Source organism: Microbulbifer donghaiensis, assembly GCF_900129095.1.
GTDB classification, from domain to species: Bacteria; Pseudomonadota; Gammaproteobacteria; order Pseudomonadales; family Cellvibrionaceae; genus Microbulbifer; species Microbulbifer donghaiensis.
Genome location: NZ_FQVA01000001.1, coordinates 2,120,958 through 2,135,582, shown reverse-complemented (window position 1 = coordinate 2,135,582; position 14,625 = coordinate 2,120,958). Strand labels below are relative to the sequence as shown.

General features: G+C 61.6%; 16 protein-coding genes. 10 read left to right on the top strand and 6 right to left on the bottom strand.

Translation table 11 applies throughout. The features are described 5' to 3' along the window. Window positions 1–5: 5 nt before the first annotated feature. Window positions 6–893, bottom strand: a complete 888-nt coding sequence (locus tag BUC36_RS09145) for a YicC/YloC family endoribonuclease (protein WP_073273881.1) — start codon at window positions 891–893, stop codon at window positions 6–8. 120 nt (window positions 894–1,013) lie between these two features. Between BUC36_RS09145 and rph the strand changes: the two genes are divergently transcribed. Further along, window positions 1,014–1,733, top strand: coding sequence for a ribonuclease PH (gene rph, locus BUC36_RS09140; protein ID WP_073273879.1), 720 nt, complete (start codon window positions 1,014–1,016; stop codon window positions 1,731–1,733). Window positions 1,734–1,899: 166 nt separating this feature from the next. After that, window positions 1,900–3,612 carry a tetratricopeptide repeat protein gene (locus BUC36_RS09135; protein ID WP_073273876.1) on the top strand — a complete coding sequence of 571 codons (1,713 nt, stop codon included), beginning with the start codon at window positions 1,900–1,902 and terminating at the stop codon, window positions 3,610–3,612. A gap of 76 nt (window positions 3,613–3,688) precedes the next feature. Here the strand turns inward: BUC36_RS09135 and BUC36_RS09130 are convergent, their stop codons facing one another. Next, window positions 3,689–4,456, bottom strand: a complete 768-nt coding sequence (locus tag BUC36_RS09130) for an exodeoxyribonuclease III (protein WP_073273874.1) — start codon at window positions 4,454–4,456, stop codon at window positions 3,689–3,691. 114 nt (window positions 4,457–4,570) lie between these two features. Between BUC36_RS09130 and pyrE the strand changes: the two genes are divergently transcribed. Both pyrE and BUC36_RS09120 read left to right on the top strand, forming a co-directional pair. Further along, window positions 4,571–5,224 carry an orotate phosphoribosyltransferase gene (gene pyrE, locus BUC36_RS09125; RefSeq protein WP_073273872.1) on the top strand — a complete coding sequence of 218 codons (654 nt, stop codon included), beginning with the start codon at window positions 4,571–4,573 and terminating at the stop codon, window positions 5,222–5,224. A gap of 49 nt (window positions 5,225–5,273) precedes the next feature. Then, on the top strand, window positions 5,274–5,882 hold the full coding sequence (locus tag BUC36_RS09120; RefSeq protein WP_073273870.1) for a hypothetical protein: 609 nt from the start codon (window positions 5,274–5,276) through the stop codon (window positions 5,880–5,882). A 49-nt stretch (window positions 5,883–5,931) separates the two neighbouring features. Here BUC36_RS09120 and slmA read toward each other — a convergent pair whose 3' ends face one another. The 4 genes from slmA to coaBC all read right to left on the bottom strand — a co-directional run bounded on the left by slmA (window position 5,932) and on the right by coaBC (window position 11,179). After that, window positions 5,932–6,540: a nucleoid occlusion factor SlmA gene (gene slmA, locus BUC36_RS09115; protein ID WP_073273868.1), complete on the bottom strand. Its 609-nt coding sequence runs from the start codon at window positions 6,538–6,540 to the stop codon at window positions 5,932–5,934. 111 nt (window positions 6,541–6,651) lie between these two features. Then, window positions 6,652–7,569, bottom strand: coding sequence for an acetylglutamate kinase (gene argB / locus BUC36_RS09110; protein ID WP_073273865.1), 918 nt, complete (start codon window positions 7,567–7,569; stop codon window positions 6,652–6,654). 16 nt (window positions 7,570–7,585) lie between these two features. Beyond that, window positions 7,586–9,943 carry a phosphomannomutase/phosphoglucomutase gene (locus tag BUC36_RS09105; protein ID WP_073273863.1) on the bottom strand — a complete coding sequence of 786 codons (2,358 nt, stop codon included), beginning with the start codon at window positions 9,941–9,943 and terminating at the stop codon, window positions 7,586–7,588. Window positions 9,944–9,967: 24 nt separating this feature from the next. Continuing rightward, window positions 9,968–11,179 carry a bifunctional phosphopantothenoylcysteine decarboxylase/phosphopantothenate--cysteine ligase CoaBC gene (gene coaBC / locus BUC36_RS09100; RefSeq protein ID WP_073273861.1) on the bottom strand — a complete coding sequence of 404 codons (1,212 nt, stop codon included), beginning with the start codon at window positions 11,177–11,179 and terminating at the stop codon, window positions 9,968–9,970. 129 nt (window positions 11,180–11,308) lie between these two features. Between coaBC and radC the strand changes: the two genes are divergently transcribed. The 6 genes from radC to BUC36_RS09075 all read left to right on the top strand — a co-directional run bounded on the left by radC (window position 11,309) and on the right by BUC36_RS09075 (window position 14,582). Beyond that, entirely contained in the window at window positions 11,309–11,983 is a 675-nt protein-coding gene (radC, locus tag BUC36_RS09095; RefSeq protein WP_073273859.1) for a RadC family protein, read from the top strand. Between the two features lie 457 nt (window positions 11,984–12,440). Further along, on the top strand, window positions 12,441–12,677 hold the full coding sequence (rpmB, locus tag BUC36_RS09090) for a 50S ribosomal protein L28 (protein WP_067083837.1): 237 nt from the start codon (window positions 12,441–12,443) through the stop codon (window positions 12,675–12,677). 36 nt (window positions 12,678–12,713) lie between these two features. Further along, window positions 12,714–12,869: a 50S ribosomal protein L33 gene (rpmG, locus tag BUC36_RS09085; protein ID WP_069946430.1), complete on the top strand. Its 156-nt coding sequence runs from the start codon at window positions 12,714–12,716 to the stop codon at window positions 12,867–12,869. 105 nt (window positions 12,870–12,974) lie between these two features. Further along, a complete protein-coding gene (mutM, locus tag BUC36_RS09080) occupies window positions 12,975–13,790 on the top strand; it encodes a bifunctional DNA-formamidopyrimidine glycosylase/DNA-(apurinic or apyrimidinic site) lyase (protein ID WP_073273857.1) in 816 nt (271 codons plus the stop codon). Window positions 13,791–13,865: 75 nt separating this feature from the next. Next, window positions 13,866–14,018 (top strand): DUF5993 family protein, encoded by a 153-nt coding sequence (locus tag BUC36_RS19035; RefSeq protein ID WP_234994960.1) that lies wholly within the window; start codon window positions 13,866–13,868, stop codon window positions 14,016–14,018. 9 nt (window positions 14,019–14,027) lie between these two features. Continuing rightward, complete coding sequence (locus tag BUC36_RS09075) at window positions 14,028–14,582, top strand: disulfide bond formation protein B (protein ID WP_200797213.1); 555 nt, start codon at window positions 14,028–14,030, stop codon at window positions 14,580–14,582. The last annotated feature ends 43 nt before the right edge of the window (window positions 14,583–14,625 follow it).

Below are 14,625 nucleotides of genomic sequence, written 5' to 3'. Positions count from 1 at the left end.
GCAGGCTACTCAATATTCTGCACTTGCTCTCGCATCTGCTCGATCAGCACTTTCAGTTCCACCGCTGCCTGTGTCGTGTCGGTAACCACGGATTTTGACGACAGCGTATTGGCCTCGCGGTTGAACTCCTGCATCAGGAAATCGAGTCGCCGGCCGATGGCGCCACCGCCCTCGAGTACGCGGCGGGTCTCGGTGACATGGGCGTCGAGGCGGTCCAGTTCTTCGTCCACATCGGCTTTTTGTGCCAGCAGCACGATTTCCTGTTCCAGCCGGTCCTTGTCTAGCTCACCGAGCAATTCCTCGAGGCGCGTGCGCAGCTTGTCCCGCTGTGCCGCGAGTATCTGCGGCAGCAGCTCGCGCACGCGGGCCACCTGCTCTTCGATACCCAGCAGGCGCGCCTCGATGAATTTGCGCAATTCCGCGCCCTCCCGCTCTCGGTTGGCGCTGAGTTGCGCCAGGGCTTCGGCAAAGGCCTGCAGGATGGCGGCGGACTGCTGTTCGGCATCGGTTTCCGGCTCGGCGATCACGCCGGGCCACTGCAGAATCTGCAGCGGGTTGAGAGGCATGGTGTCCGCGCCCGCTGCAACCTGCCTGGCCGCCTGCACCACCGCCTGGGCGAGCGGCTGATTGATTTCCAGACCCGCCGCTTCCACATTGTTGGGCTTCAGGTTCAGGGTCAGTTCGAGCTTGCCGCGAGACAGGGTCTTGCGCAGTGAGTCGCGCAGTTGTGTCTCCAGCGGCCGCGCAGCTTCCGGCAGGCGGAAGTGGGGCTCCAGGTAGCGGTGATTGACCGAGCGCAGTTCCCAGATTGCAGTGCCGGTGTCGTAGGGCGCCTCGGCGCGGCCGAAGGCGGTCATGCTGCGCACTTTGTTCTGAACCCGGCTGTTGGCCATAGCTGCTCCCCTGCAGGCGATCTCTGTTGTGTTTTGGGCCCGGCATCATAGCACAGCCACTCTGACAGTCTGGCTGGGGTATATAATGCAGCGCTTTTAGAGAAAACCCCGAGGTGAATCATGCAGCGTCCCAGCGGCCGCGCGCCGGCGCAACTGCGCCCCGTCAGAATTACTCGCAACTATACCCGCCACGCGGAGGGGTCTGTGCTTGTAGAGTTTGGCGATACCAAAGTGCTGTGCAACGCGTCCGTGGCCAGTGAGGTGCCGCGTTTTCTGCGCGGCCAGGGCAGCGGCTGGATCACTGCGGAATACGGCATGCTGCCCCGCTCCACCGGATCGCGCATGCCCCGCGAAGCGGCCAAGGGCAAGCAGAGCGGTCGCACGGTGGAAATCCAGCGCCTGATCGGCCGCTCCCTGCGCGCGGCAGTCGACCTGGAGTTGCTCGGTGAAAACCAGATCACCATAGATTGCGACGTCATTCAGGCCGATGGCGGCACCCGCACGGCGGCAATCACCGGCGCCTGCGTGGCGCTGGTGGATGCGCTGCGCTACATGCAGCGGGAAAAAATCATCACTTCAGACCCGTTGAAGAATATGGTGGCAGCGGTATCCGTCGGTATCTATGACGGCGAGGCGGTGCTGGACCTGGACTATCCGGAAGACAGCAGTGCCGATACGGATATGAACCTGGTCATGGCGGAAGACGGCGGCATGATCGAGGTGCAGGGCACCGCCGAGGGCGAGCCCTTTACCGAAGCGCAGTTCGCACAGATGCTGGGGCTGGGTAAGGCCGGCATCGACGAGCTGATCGGCCTGCAGAAAGAAGCGCTGTCTTTGTAAGTTCGCGGCGCCGAACAGCAGAACACCGCAGCAATCGGCGCCCTTTTCTCTTTCCTGCTCGACCGTGTGGAAATTAGGCAGGCATTACCACGACATTTCGCCGCGCAACAGCCGATTTACCATAGGCTTCTCTCCCAGAGCGATAAGACGCACTACGAGAGAGCCGATGAACATCCGAAACGCAACTTTCGCGCTGGCATTAATGCTGGCCGCCACTGCCGTTGTTTTTGCGCAGGAAGCCGCTCCGGAAGCTCAGCAGGAAGCAAAGCCCCACCACAAACATTACCAGGAACCTGCCGGCGGCGATAAGCCCTCCCCCACAGGCAGTCTGGCTCCAAAGTTACAGAACCTCGGCAAGCACACCTTTCCAGTAAGCTGCGCCTCGGACCAGGGACAGCGGTACTTCAATCAGGCTCTCAACCTGACCTATGGCTTCAATCACGCCGAGGCCGGCAGGTCGTTCCGCGAGGCGGCGCGACTGGATCCGGATTGCGCGATGGCTTACTGGGGGCAGGCACTGGTGCTGGGGCCAAATATCAATGCACCCATGGACCCGGAGGCCGAGCCCTCCGCTCAGGAGCTGGTGCAAAAGGCGATGTCACTGCGCAGCGGGGTGAACGAACGGGAGCGCGCGTTGATCGAAGCTTTGGCCAAGCGCTATACCGGTGATCCTGCGAATCGCGCGGCGGCTGACCAGGCCTACGCCGAAGCCATGGGCGCGGTGGCGGAGAAGTTTCCCGATGATCTGGATATCGCTACGCTGTATGCCGAGGCGATGATGGATCTGCGGCCCTGGAATTACTGGATGCGCGATGGCACGCCTTATGAGGGCACGGAAAAAATCGTTGCGCTGCTGGAGACGGTGATGGCGCGAAATCCGCAGCATCCCGGCGCCCTTCATCTCTATATCCACCTGATTGAACCCACCAACACACCTGAGCGTGCGGAAAAGGCGGCGGATACACTAAAGGACCTTATGCCGGGTGCCGGGCATATCGTGCACATGCCGGCACATATCTTTCAGCGAGTCGGGCGCTACGAGGATTCCGCCGCAGCCAATGTCCGCGCGATTGCGGCCGATGAGGATTACATCACCCAGTGTCGCGCCCAGGGGCTCTACCCCATGGCCTACTACCCGCACAATATTCACTTCCTGTGGTTTGCCACCACCGCACAGGGGCGCAGTGCCAAGGCAATTGAGTCCGCCAACAAGGCGGCCGAGAAAATCTCGGACGAGACACTGGCACAGATGCCGATGCTGGCCGGCTTCCGGGTGATCCCCTACTGGGCGCTGGCGCGGTTCGGTAAGTGGGATGAGGTGCTGGCATTGCCGGAACCACCTGAAGATCTGTTTTTGACCGGCTCCTGGCACTATGTGCGTGGGCTGGCATTCATCGCCAAAGGTGACCTGGATGCGGCGCAAAAGGAGTTGGACGCGGTGAACAAAATTGCCTCCGACCCGCGGCTGGATTACACGCTGTTTTCACCCAACAGTGCGGCAAGAATCTTCGCGATTGCGCCGGAGGTGCTCGCCGGTGAGCTGGCGGCGGCCAAGGGCGATCACGCTGCGGCCGTCGGGTATCTGGAGCGGGCTGTGCGGCTTGAGGACGGCCTGGTGTACACCGAACCGGCGGAATGGCACTACCCGCCTCGCCTTGCACTGGGGGTGGTGTTACTGGACGCCGGGCGCCCGACAGAGGCGGAGACAGTGTACTGGCAGGATCTTGAGCGCTACCCGAATAACGGCTGGGCGCTGTTTGGACTTGGCAAAGCGCTGCGCGCGCAGGGCAGAACCGAGGAGGCCGACCTGATTGAAGCGCGCTTCAAGCGCGCCTGGCGCAATGCCGATATAAAGCTGACGGCGTCGCGGGTCCAGTGAGCGTAACCCCTGTCCCGTCCTGAAACCGGTTTGCGGGTTTCAGGGCGGGACACCCTGCCAGGGCTTCGACCCGCAATCAGACCTCCAGGTCGTAATCCATGATCACCGGCAGGTGGCTGGAAAAGTCGACGTTCTTGTTGATCGCGCCGTACTCGATGCGGTTCTTAAGGGTCTGGGACACTATCTGCATATCGGTGCGCCAGCCATCCCCCTCGCCGACCTTGCCGCTCGGCCACCAGGAGAACTCGTCGGCGTCCTTGACCACTTTGCGGAAGGCGTCGACATAGCCGATCTCATTGAATAGTTGATCGAGCCAGCGCTGTTCGTGACGCATAAAGCCGGGTGTATCCTGGTGGTCCTGCCAGTTCTGCACATCGGCCCGGCGATGGGCCATGCCCCAGTTGCCGCAGAAGATAAAGTCGCGGCGTTTGCGACTGATCTTGTGCAGGTGCGCCTGCATGTCGTCGAAGAACTGCACCTTCTTTTCCAGGGTGGCTTCATCGTTGGCGAGCGGCGCCAGCAGTGAGCCGACGCTCAGGCGTTCGAAGTCCGCCTGCAGATAGCGCCCGTACATATCCTCGCCATTGGCAAAGCCCATGCCGAAAATGATGGCCTTCGGCTGATTGCGGGTATAGATAGCCACGCCGTTTTCGTGCGGCGTACCGGAGTCGAAGAAATAGCTGTAATAGCCGTCGGGGTGGAAGATCGGATGGTCCAGCTCCGGTTCCAGGGAGCGCAGGTCCTGCAGACAGATGATATCCGCGTCCTGTTCCGCCAACCAATCGTAGAGACCGCGCTGCGCCGCCTGATGGACGCCGTCTACTGACAAGCTCACTATTCGCATTATTAGCCCCTTACCAGCGGACTGTGTATGATTACTAGCATTATTAATGTCACTCTCCGACAGAGCCCTGCGGAGAAGTCTCCCTTCACCTTAGCCAATAGTTAATAATTTTCCATGCAGCAGTATCAGCGCGACTTTATCCAACTGGCCCTGGACCATCAGGTGCTGTGTTTTGGTGATTTCACCCTGAAGTCCGGCCGCCAGAGCCCCTATTTTTTTAATGCCGGCCGCTTCCACACAGGGGTCGCACTGGCGGCTCTGGGACAGGCCTATGCCGAGGCGATTCTCGCTTCGGGAGTGGAGTTTGATGTCATTTTCGGGCCGGCCTACAAGGGTATCCCGCTGGGTGCGGTGACCGCCGTGGCGCTGGCGCAGAAAGGTGTGGATAAGCCCTTCTGTTACAACCGCAAAGAGGCCAAGGGGCACGGCGAGGGCGGAACCTTAGTGGGTGCGCCGCTTGTTGGCAAGGTTTTGATTATCGACGACGTGATTACCGCCGGTACCGCGGTGCGCGAGGTGATGCAGATCATCGATGCCCACGATGCGGAAGCCGCCGGCGTGGTGATTGGCCTGAATCGCCAGGAGAAGGCCAGTGAGGAGTGTGAACTCTCTGCTATTCAGCAGGTGGAGAGGCAGTACAATATCCCGGTCATCAGTATTGTGCAGCTGGACGATATCGTGAGCTTTCTCGAAGAGGGGTCACGGGAAGCTGACACCTTACAGAAAATCTTGGACTACCGGCAGCGCTACGGCGTCTCGGGTCAGTAATGCTTCTGCCCGCGGCCACTGTGCGCCCGTTTATTCAGTGAGAAGAGCGATGAAAATCGCCCCAATTGCATCAGCCCTGTTGTGTTTTGCCTGCCTGGCGCTGCCCTGCGCGCAGGCAAAGACCGCTGACGAATACAGTGGCAAGGTGCTCTACCGCTACACCGATGATAAGGGCATCCAGGTGCTGGACGACCTGGTGCCGCCGCGTTTTGTGGCCAAGGGCTACGAAGTACTGACGCCCACGGGTCGCCTGCTGAAGGTGGTGCCGCCGCAGCTGACCGGCAAAGAGTTGCGCGAGCAACAGCGCCGCGAGGCGCAGATGGAGGCGGATCGTCGGTTGCTCAAGCGCTACAACAGCGTCGCGGATATCGAGAGCGCGCGCTCACGCAAACTGGCGATCGTCGAGCAGGATATGGCGATCATGCGCTCGAATGTCTCCAGCCTCGGCCGGCAGATAGAACAGGAAGAGGCTGCGGCCGCGCGCACTCAGCGCAATGGCCGCGAAGTGGCGCCTGAGCTGCTGCAGCGCATCGCCGACCTGCGCGAAGAAGTGAAGGTACTCCGCGAGCGCCTGAGCCGGCGCGAGGCGGAAGCGGTGTCGATCAACAGGGAGTTTGATCAGGCGGCCGCACGCTACGCGGAAATTGCCGAAAATTAAGCGTCTCGAGCGCTTTCCAGTCTGAATCCGGCGGGGGTTTGCCCGCCGATCACTTAGCCGTCAGAGCCGTCTCGCGAAAGAACCCCGCCATCAATACCGGCCACTGCTCTGCCCAGTATTCCGTGGGCTTGCGCTTAAAACCACTGCGCACGTACTGCACGATACGTCCCTCGGCGCTGGCCATCAACAGGTTGGCGGCGCCGCCCAGGGGAATCGCCGGGCGCAGCTGTTCGCGCAGTTCGGCCTCGCGCAGAATCTGCTTCAGCTGGGTTTCCAGGCGATCGAAGAACTGTAGGATGCGGCCGTGCAGGCGCTCGGTTTCGCCGGTCAGGGCATCGCCGGTGAGCAGGCGGGTAATGCCCGGGTTGCGCTCGCAGAACGCCAGCAGCAGGTGCAGAATCTTTTGGCAGCGGGCCAGCGCGGAGGGCTCGTCCTGCAGTATCAGCGCCACGCGACTGAAAATCGTCTCCTCGATGAACTCGATCAGTCCCTCGAACATCTTGGACTTGCTGGGGAAGTGGCGATAGAGGGCCGCTTCGGAGAAGCCTACTTCTTTGGCCAGGGCCGCGGTGGTAATGCGCGCACCGGGGCTCGCCTCCAGCATATGCGCCAGAGCCTGCAGTATCTGTTGACGCCGGTTGATTTTTTCGCTGCTCATTGACTGCCTTTAATCCGGTTGGGCGCCGGATGGTGGATTTGTTGTTGTCGCGTTTATTCTGCGGCGGCGGAATCCTACCGATTCGCGGGGCCGCCTTCAATTGCCAGGCGGTTACTGGGACCCGGCATGCGCCCCGTTATTGGTGATCAGGGTGCCGACACCGGTATCGGTAAAGATTTCCAGCAGCACCGCGTGGGGTACGCGGCCGTCGATGATATGGGCCGAGTTCACGCCGGATTTTACCGCGTCCAGGGCGCAGGCAATCTTCGGCAGCATGCCGCCATAGATGGTGCCGTCGGCGATCAGGCCGTCCACCTGCAGGGTGCTGAGGCCGGTGAGCACCTCGCCCTCCTTGTCCTGCAATCCCGCTACATTGGTGAGCAGCATCAGCTTCTCCGCCTTCAGATACTCGGCGATCTTACCGGCCACCAGATCGGCGTTGATATTGTAGGAAGCGCCGTCCTTGCCGACGCCGATCGGGGCGATGACCGGAATGAAATCGCTGTGGATCAGCATATCTATCACATCGGTGTTGACGCTCTCCACCTCGCCCACATGGCCGATGTCGATGATCTCGGAGGCGTGCAGGCCGGCCGCCTCACTCCCTATCTGCAGCTTCTTTGCCTTGATCAGCAGGCCGTCCTTGCCGGTCACGCCGACGGCGCGGCCGCCGTTCTTGTTGATCAGGTTGACGATCTGCTTGTTCACGGTGCCGCCGAGCACCATCTCGACGACGTCCATGGTCTCGCTGTCGGTCACGCGCATGCCGTCGACGAAGCGCGATTCGATGCTGAGTTTCTCCAGCAATTCGCCAATCTGCGGGCCGCCGCCGTGCACCACCACCGGATTCATGCCCACCAGCTTCATCAGGATGATGTCGCGGGCAAAACTGTTCTGCAGTGCCTCGTCCACCATCGCGTTGCCACCGAACTTGACCACAATGGTCTTGCCGGTAAAACGCTGGATGTAGGGCAGTGCCTCGTTCAGTACCTGGGCGACGCGCAGTGCGGATTTGCTATCCAGAGACATAAATCGGTATTCCTTGTTAAATAAGCTGCCGGTCCGGCACCGCGAGATTGGGGGCGACTTTTTCGAGTTGCGACATGATCTGCGCGCGGATGCGCTCCAGAGCCTCGTCGCTGTCTGCCTCGAAGCGCAATGTCAGTGCAGCGCCGGTGTTGGAGGCGCGCACCAGTCCCCAGCCGTCGGCGTATTCGATCCGCATGCCGTCGATGGTATTAATGTCGGCAGCGCCGAATTCGCCCTGCGCTTGCAGCTTTTTCACCAGTGCGAATTTCTCTTCTTCGGCGACCGGCAGCAATATTTCCGGTGTGCTGCTCAGTTGCGGCAGCGAGTCGAGCAGCTCGTCCAGGCTCTGCTCGCGCAGCGCCATGATTTCCAGTACGCGGGCGGCCGCGTAGATGCCGTCGTCAAAGCCGAACCAGCGATCCTTGATAAAGATGTGCCCGGAGAGTTCGCCGCCGAGAATTGCTCCGGTCTCGAGCATCTTGGTTTTCATCGGTGCGTGGCCGGTTTTCCACATGATCGGTCGCCCGCCATACTGGTTCACCAGCTGCGCCAGCGCCCGGCTGCACTTGACGTCGAAGACAATATCCTCGCCCGGGTTGCGCGCGAGGATATCGCGAGCCAGCAGCATCACCAGCTGGTCCGCCCAGGCGATGCGGCCCGATGCAGAAATCAGCGTGACGCGATCGCCGTCCCCGTCCAGTGCGACACCCAGGTCGGCCCCGGTCTCGGCCACCTTGTCGATCAGAGCCTTGAGGTTCTCCGGGCGCGACGGGTCCGGCGGGTGGTTGGGGAAGTCGCCGTCGATTTCACAGAAGAGCGGAGTAACGGCACAGCCCAGCTGTTCGAACAGCTGCGGGGCCAGCGTCGACGTGGCGCCATTACCGGCATCCACCACCAGGTGTGGCTGGCCGGCGAGGGCCACATCGTTGAAGATCTCGTCGATATAGGCTTCCCTGATGTCCTGTTCGCGGTTGCTGCCCTGGCCGCTTTTGAACGGACCTCTCTGCATCAGCTGGTAAAGGCGCTGCAGCTTTTCCTCCGCCAGCGGGCGACCTTTCATTACGATCTTGAAGCCATTGAATTCGGCGGGATTGTGGCTCGCAGTTACCACTACTCCGCTGCTGGCATTTTTGCCTTTCGCGCAGGCGTAATAGAGCAGCGGTGCAGGTACCAGGCCCAGGTTGACGCTGTGGCAGCCACTGTCGAGGATGCCTTCCACCAGGCAGTTGGACAGCAGTTCGCTGCTGTTGCGGCCGTCGCGTCCAACCAGCAGGATTTCCTCACCGGCGTGTTGCGCCAGGGTGCCGAGCGCACGGCCAAGCTGGTACGCAAAGGGCTCGTTGATTTCCTTGCCGGCAATGCCGCGGATGTCATAGGCGCGGAACACATGCGGCGGAAAGTCCGTGCTGGCTTGCAGTTCGGATTTCGTCGGTGTGGCCTTCTCCGCACCGCGATCCCCGCCGCTCGACGGGGTTGTCAGCGGACCTCGCGGCGAGGAATCACTGTCGCCGGTGGACAGGAGGCCCGCCTGGCCCGATTTCAGTTCCGGGTAATCCGCACTGCCGCGCGACTTTTTATTATCGCCGCGCTCCCAGGGTGCCAGCGTGTTGCGCGGCAGGAAACGCAACAGCAACAGCAGGGAAACCCCGAGACCGGCGGCCGCACAGAGGTAGATCCACAGTGCGGAAATGCCGTGCTCTTTGGCGAAGGCGGCGGAAGGAATGAACTGTACTTGCAGATGGCTGCCATCTACTCTGGCCAGCGCCGTATAGCCGCTACCCTGCCCTTTCTGCCACAGGGTCTGCGGCGGCCCGTCGGGGAACTTCTGCACCAGCCGGATCTGGCCGCGGCTGCTGTCGAGTTGTTCCAGCACCGATTCGAAAGTGCTAAAGGACTGGGTGACCAGCAGCAGGTTGTCCTGCAAGTTGATACCGTTGTGCAGTTGCCAGCTGTTGTCGCTGCCCGTACGCAGAAACTCCACCGGCTGTCCGGATTCCTCGCCGCTGCGCTTCAACAGATCGACCAGCGCAAAATTGAGCGTGGGATTGGTGCCGGCACCCACGCGAACCTGCTCTGGGGCAAATACCTGGGTCGAGGTGTCGCCGGGCTGGGCCGCCGAGCCGGCCATATTTTTGTTGGCGGCGATACTGCGCAGCTGCTGGGTGCGCCTGTGCAAAAACTGCTGCAGTTCGGTGGCGTAGGACTGCGCCTGCTGTTGCGCAGCCAGTTCCGCCTGTGCCTCACTGCGCGGGGCAATGATGCTTCCATTGAGCAGCTGGGCCCCGCCCAGCCAGACAGCTGCAGCCAGCAGCGCAGGTAGCAACAGGCTGCGATGAATAAACGATTGGCGATCGGTACTTTTGCGAGAAGCCACGGAAAATCCCAGTAAACCGTATTGTTATTGTTTCTGTGCCTTGGCGGCGATGATCTCTATCAGTTGTTCTGCGAGTTCAGTTTTTAGTGCCGACGGTAGCGCCATACTGCCATTTGCGTCGATGACGGTAACGGCATTGCGGTCGCTGTTGAAACCGCTGTCGGCGACACTGACATCGTTGGCAACGATCATGTCGAGTTTCTTGCGGGCCAGCTTGCCCTGTGCGTGTTCCACGACTTTTTCGGTCTCCGCGGCGAAGCCGACAGTGAACGGGCGCCGCTCCTTGCGCGCGGCGATACCGGCCACTATGTCGGGATTCTTGATCAGGGCCAGAGTCTCTTCGCTGTTGTCGTCGCGCTTCTTGATTTTCTGCTCGGCGACCTCTGCCGGGCGGAAGTCCGCAACGGCGGCGGCGCCGATAAAGATGTCGCACAGGTCTGCTGCACGTTCGGCGGCATCGCGCATTTCCAGTGCGCCGGTCACATCTACCCGCTTTACACCGGCGGGCGTGGCGAGATTCACCGGCCCGGCAATCAGTGTCACCTCCGCTCCGGCGCGCTGCGCGGCGGCGGCCAGAGCAAAGCCCATCTTGCCGGAGCTGTGGTTGCTCAGGTAGCGCACCGGATCCAGCGCCTCGCGGGTCGGCCCAGCGGTGATAGTCACTTTCCTGCCGGCGAGCGACTGCTGCGGGCGGAACAGGCTTTCGACCTCTGCCGCCAGCGCGTCGGGTTCCAGCATACGCCCGGGGCCCACGTCGCCGCAGGCCTGGCTACCGGCCGCCGGCCCCCAGAGCAGGGCGCCGCGATCCCGCAGTGTCTGTACATTGGCTGTGGTGGCGGCATGGCGCCACATGGCCTGGTTCATTGCCGGCGCCAGTGCCAGCCTGGCCTCGCTGGCCAGGCACAGGGTGGTAAGCAGGTCGTCGGCCAGGCCGCAGGCGAGCTTGGCCAGCACCTGGGCGCTGGCCGGGGCGATCAGGATCAGATCCGCCCACTTGGCCAGTTCGATATGGCCCATGGCGGCCTCGGCCGCCGGGTCCAGCAGGTCGGTGTGCACCGGGTTGCCGGACAGCGCCTGGTAGGTCAGCGGCTGCACGAACTCGCGGGCTCCGGCAGTCATGACCACCCGCACCTCGGCGCCGCGCTCTTTGAGGCGGCGCACCAGATCGGCACTCTTGTAGGCGGCGATACCGCCGCTGATGCCCAGCAGTATGCGTTTGTCGGCCAGGGAGGACATAGGCGCTGTATCCGAGACAGTGTTTCCGAAATTGAGAGAGCGGGTAAGATTAGCATTTCTGCGCCTGTTCATATAAGGCAAACAAACAGAATCACAGAAGTAGAAGCAACCGACTTCAGGGAGGAAGCGATGCGGATTACGGACTGGCCGGCGGCTGAGCGGCCGCGGGAAAAGCTGCTGGCGCGGGGCGCCGCGGCGCTCTCGGATGCCGAGTTACTGGCGATCTTCCTGCGTGTGGGGCTGCCGGGGCTGTCGGCGGTGGATCTTGCGCGCCAGCTGTTGGCGGACTTTGGCGGCCTGCGCCCGCTGCTGGAGGCGAATCAGAAGGAGTTCTGCCGCGCCAAGGGGTTGGGCGATGCCAAGTATGTGCAACTGCAGGCGGTGCTGGAGATGGCGCGCCGCCACTTGGCGGAGACCCTGGAGCGCACGGATGCCCTGTGCAGTCCCGACGCTGTGCGCGACTACCTGTCCGCGCAGCTGCGCCATCGCCAGCGAGAAGTCTTCTGCTGCCTGTTTCTCGACAGCCAGCACCGGGTGATTGCGTTCGAAGAGCTGTTTGAGGGCACCCTGAACGCCGCCAGCGTCTATCCCCGCGAAGTGGTGCAGGCGGCCCTGCTGAAAGGTGCGGCGGCGGTGATACTGGCGCACAACCACCCGTCCGGGGTCAGCGAGCCCAGCCAGGCCGATATCTGGATCACCCGGCGCCTGGTCAGCGCGCTGGAACTCGTGGATATCAAGGTTCTCGACCATATGATCGTGGGCGACGGTGCGGCTCTGTCTTTTGCGGAGCGGGGGCTGCTCTAGCCCGGATATTGCATCAGGCCGCTTGATATTCCACCCAGGCCTTTGTTTGTAAAAATTCTTTTGCGGTACAAAATGTTACCCACCACCGCTGGCCGCGCGCTCGCTTGACCTCTGCACGCTCAGCACATTTTTGCGGCTAATACGTGCAATAAGCATGCATATACGCCGCCAAAATGCACTGAGCGCACAGATCTCGGCGCGATCATCGCGGCCCCTGACGCAATATCCGGACTAGCCTTCCGGCGACCCGGCGGTTTCGTCGCCTTTTCTGCTGTACAAAACTTGCTCCCCATGGGCACTTCTGGTATAAAACGCCGCTCTTTGCGGCCGGGCCAGATTCTGAACAGTTTCCGCCGCCGCCCAGGAACCGGATTAGAATCCCGAATTAGATGTCCCCGCACCTCCTCTGCACTGGATTAGAGTCAGGCGGGCATGAGAGTTTTGAAGAGGCCAACAGATGTCCAAGGTATGTCAGGTAACCGGTAAGCGCCCGGTCACCGGTAACAATGTATCCCACGCCAAGAACCGCACCAAGCGTCGCTTTGTGCCCAACCTGCACAGCCACCGTTTCTGGGTTGAGTCCGAGAAGCGCTTCGTGAAGCTGCGGGTCTCCGCCAAAGGTATGCGCGTTATCGATAAGAAAGGTATCGATACCGTACTGAGCGAGCTGCGCGCCCGCGGCGAAAAAGTGTAACTGGCGGCATAACGCTTAGAGATCGGAGACAGAACAATGCGTGATAAAATTCGTCTGAATTCCAGTGCTGGTACTGGTCACTTCTACACCACTACCAAGAACAAGCGCAACATGCCGGAAAAAATGGAGATCAAAAAGTACGATCCCGTAGTCCGCAAGCATGTGATGTACAAAGAAGGCAAGATCAAGTAATTGCCTGTACAGCGCAGCGTAAAAAGCCCGGCCAGTCCGGGCTTTTTTGTGCGCAGATTTTGTGTGTGATGCCCGATTGGCGAGAAGAGTCCCCGGCAGTAGCGAATGCCTGAATTACCCGAAGTAGAGACTACCCGGCGCGGCCTGGCGCCGCACCTGGAAGGCCATTCCGTGCGCTCGGCGCGGGTGCGCCAGCGCCAGCTGCGCTGGCCGGTCGAAGTCGACTTTGAAAAGCATATTGCCGGTGCCCGGATCCTGCGCCTGGAGCGGCGCGCCAAGTATCTGCTGGTACACACGGACCGCGGCTGCGCCATCTGGCACCTGGGCATGTCCGGCAGCCTGCGCCTGGTCGACGCCGATGTGCCGGTGCAGAAACACGACCATATCGACTGGCTGCTGGATAGCGGCCTGATCCTGCGCTATCACGATCCGCGCCGCTTCGGTGCCCTGCTGTGGACGACAGAAGATCCCGTCGCCCACGACCTGCTCAACCACCTCGGCCCGGAGCCGCTGTCGGACGAGTTTGATGGCGACTACCTGTTTGCGGCATCGCGCCGCCGCAAGCAATCGGTGAAAACCTTCGTGATGGATGGGCGCATCGTCGTCGGCGTCGGCAATATCTACGCCAGCGAGTCGCTGTTCCTCGCCGGCATACGCCCTGACAGGGAGGCCGGCTCCATTTCCCAAGCGCGCTACCGGCGCCTCGCCGAAGCGATCAAGACCGTGCTGGCGCGCTCCATCGAACAGGGTGGCACCACCCTGCGGGACTTTGTCGGTGGCGACGGCAAACCCGGCTACTTCGCCCTGCGACTGAACGTCTACGGTCGCGCCGGCAAGCCCTGCCGCACCTGTGGGCGACCGGTACGCGACCTGGTGCTGGGGCAGCGCAGCACCTTCTTCTGCAGCCGCTGCCAGCGCTGATCAACTGGCACTGGGAATCCGTCTACGCTCGTACTAGGTTTACAGGGGATATTTTTCCGGAGCCGGCTCGTGATCATGATGCTGCCGTTTGCCACCGTCCTGCTGTCGGCCTTGTACACCTGGCGCGGACATCGCCGTGCCGGCGCAGGCTGGTGGTGGGTCACGTTGGCGATCTACATCTGCTGGTGCTTCTACCATATGACGAGCCCGTTGAACCTGTCGCTTTAGGGGATGTTGGTGAAAGCTCCCGCTCTCGGCCGCTACGTCTACTGGCTCGACTGTCTCGCCCTGCTGGGTGTGAGTGCTGTGCTCTGGCTGGCGTTTGTCTGGCAGTTAAGGCTGCACGAATTACCCTGCCCGCTGTGCCTGTTGCAGCGGGTTGCCTTCGCCATGGTGGGCGTCGCCCTGTTGATGAATCTGCGCTTCGGCATCCGCCCGCTGCACTACGGCATTGCAGTGCTGTCGGCGCTGGCGGGCACTGTATCGGCTGGGCGCCAGGTGCTGCTGCATATCGCGCCGGGGGACACCGGCTTCGGTTCCCCCTTCCTCGGCCTGCATCTGTACACCTGGGCCCTGCTGGCATTTCTGCTGCTGCTGGTATATTGCGGCCTGGTGTTATTAAGTGACACGGTAGACAGCGAAGCCAGGCCACGCAAGTTGAGCACCCTTGCCCGCATCGCCGCAGTGGCATTCCTGTCCATCCTGATGATCAACCTGGTGTCGACGACAGTGGAATGCGGTTTTGGACCCTGCCCCGACAATCCCACCGACTACAAATGGCTGCCAAAATGATCATTGGCGCCACGCCCCGGCGCTAGCCCCGCCCTTTTCTATA

What these genes read in the sequence shown, in the direction of transcription:
- BUC36_RS09145 (WP_073273881.1), bottom strand. Translation starts at nt 893, where the DNA reads ATGGCCAACAGCCGGGTTCAGAACAAAGTGCGCAGCATGACCGCCTTC.
- rph (WP_073273879.1), top strand. Translation starts at nt 1,014, where the DNA reads ATGCAGCGTCCCAGCGGCCGCGCGCCGGCGCAACTGCGCCCCGTCAGA.
- BUC36_RS09135 (WP_073273876.1), top strand. Translation starts at nt 1,900, where the DNA reads ATGAACATCCGAAACGCAACTTTCGCGCTGGCATTAATGCTGGCCGCC.
- BUC36_RS09130 (WP_073273874.1), bottom strand. Translation starts at nt 4,456, where the DNA reads ATGCGAATAGTGAGCTTGTCAGTAGACGGCGTCCATCAGGCGGCGCAG.
- pyrE (WP_073273872.1), top strand. Translation starts at nt 4,571, where the DNA reads ATGCAGCAGTATCAGCGCGACTTTATCCAACTGGCCCTGGACCATCAG.
- BUC36_RS09120 (WP_073273870.1), top strand. Translation starts at nt 5,274, where the DNA reads ATGAAAATCGCCCCAATTGCATCAGCCCTGTTGTGTTTTGCCTGCCTG.
- slmA (WP_073273868.1), bottom strand. Translation starts at nt 6,540, where the DNA reads ATGAGCAGCGAAAAAATCAACCGGCGTCAACAGATACTGCAGGCTCTG.
- argB (WP_073273865.1), bottom strand. Translation starts at nt 7,569, where the DNA reads ATGTCTCTGGATAGCAAATCCGCACTGCGCGTCGCCCAGGTACTGAAC.
- coaBC (WP_073273861.1), bottom strand. Translation starts at nt 11,179, where the DNA reads ATGTCCTCCCTGGCCGACAAACGCATACTGCTGGGCATCAGCGGCGGT.
- radC (WP_073273859.1), top strand. Translation starts at nt 11,309, where the DNA reads ATGCGGATTACGGACTGGCCGGCGGCTGAGCGGCCGCGGGAAAAGCTG.
- rpmB (WP_067083837.1), top strand. Translation starts at nt 12,441, where the DNA reads ATGTCCAAGGTATGTCAGGTAACCGGTAAGCGCCCGGTCACCGGTAAC.
- rpmG (WP_069946430.1), top strand. Translation starts at nt 12,714, where the DNA reads ATGCGTGATAAAATTCGTCTGAATTCCAGTGCTGGTACTGGTCACTTC.
- mutM (WP_073273857.1), top strand. Translation starts at nt 12,975, where the DNA reads ATGCCTGAATTACCCGAAGTAGAGACTACCCGGCGCGGCCTGGCGCCG.
- BUC36_RS19035 (WP_234994960.1), top strand. Translation starts at nt 13,866, where the DNA reads ATGATGCTGCCGTTTGCCACCGTCCTGCTGTCGGCCTTGTACACCTGG.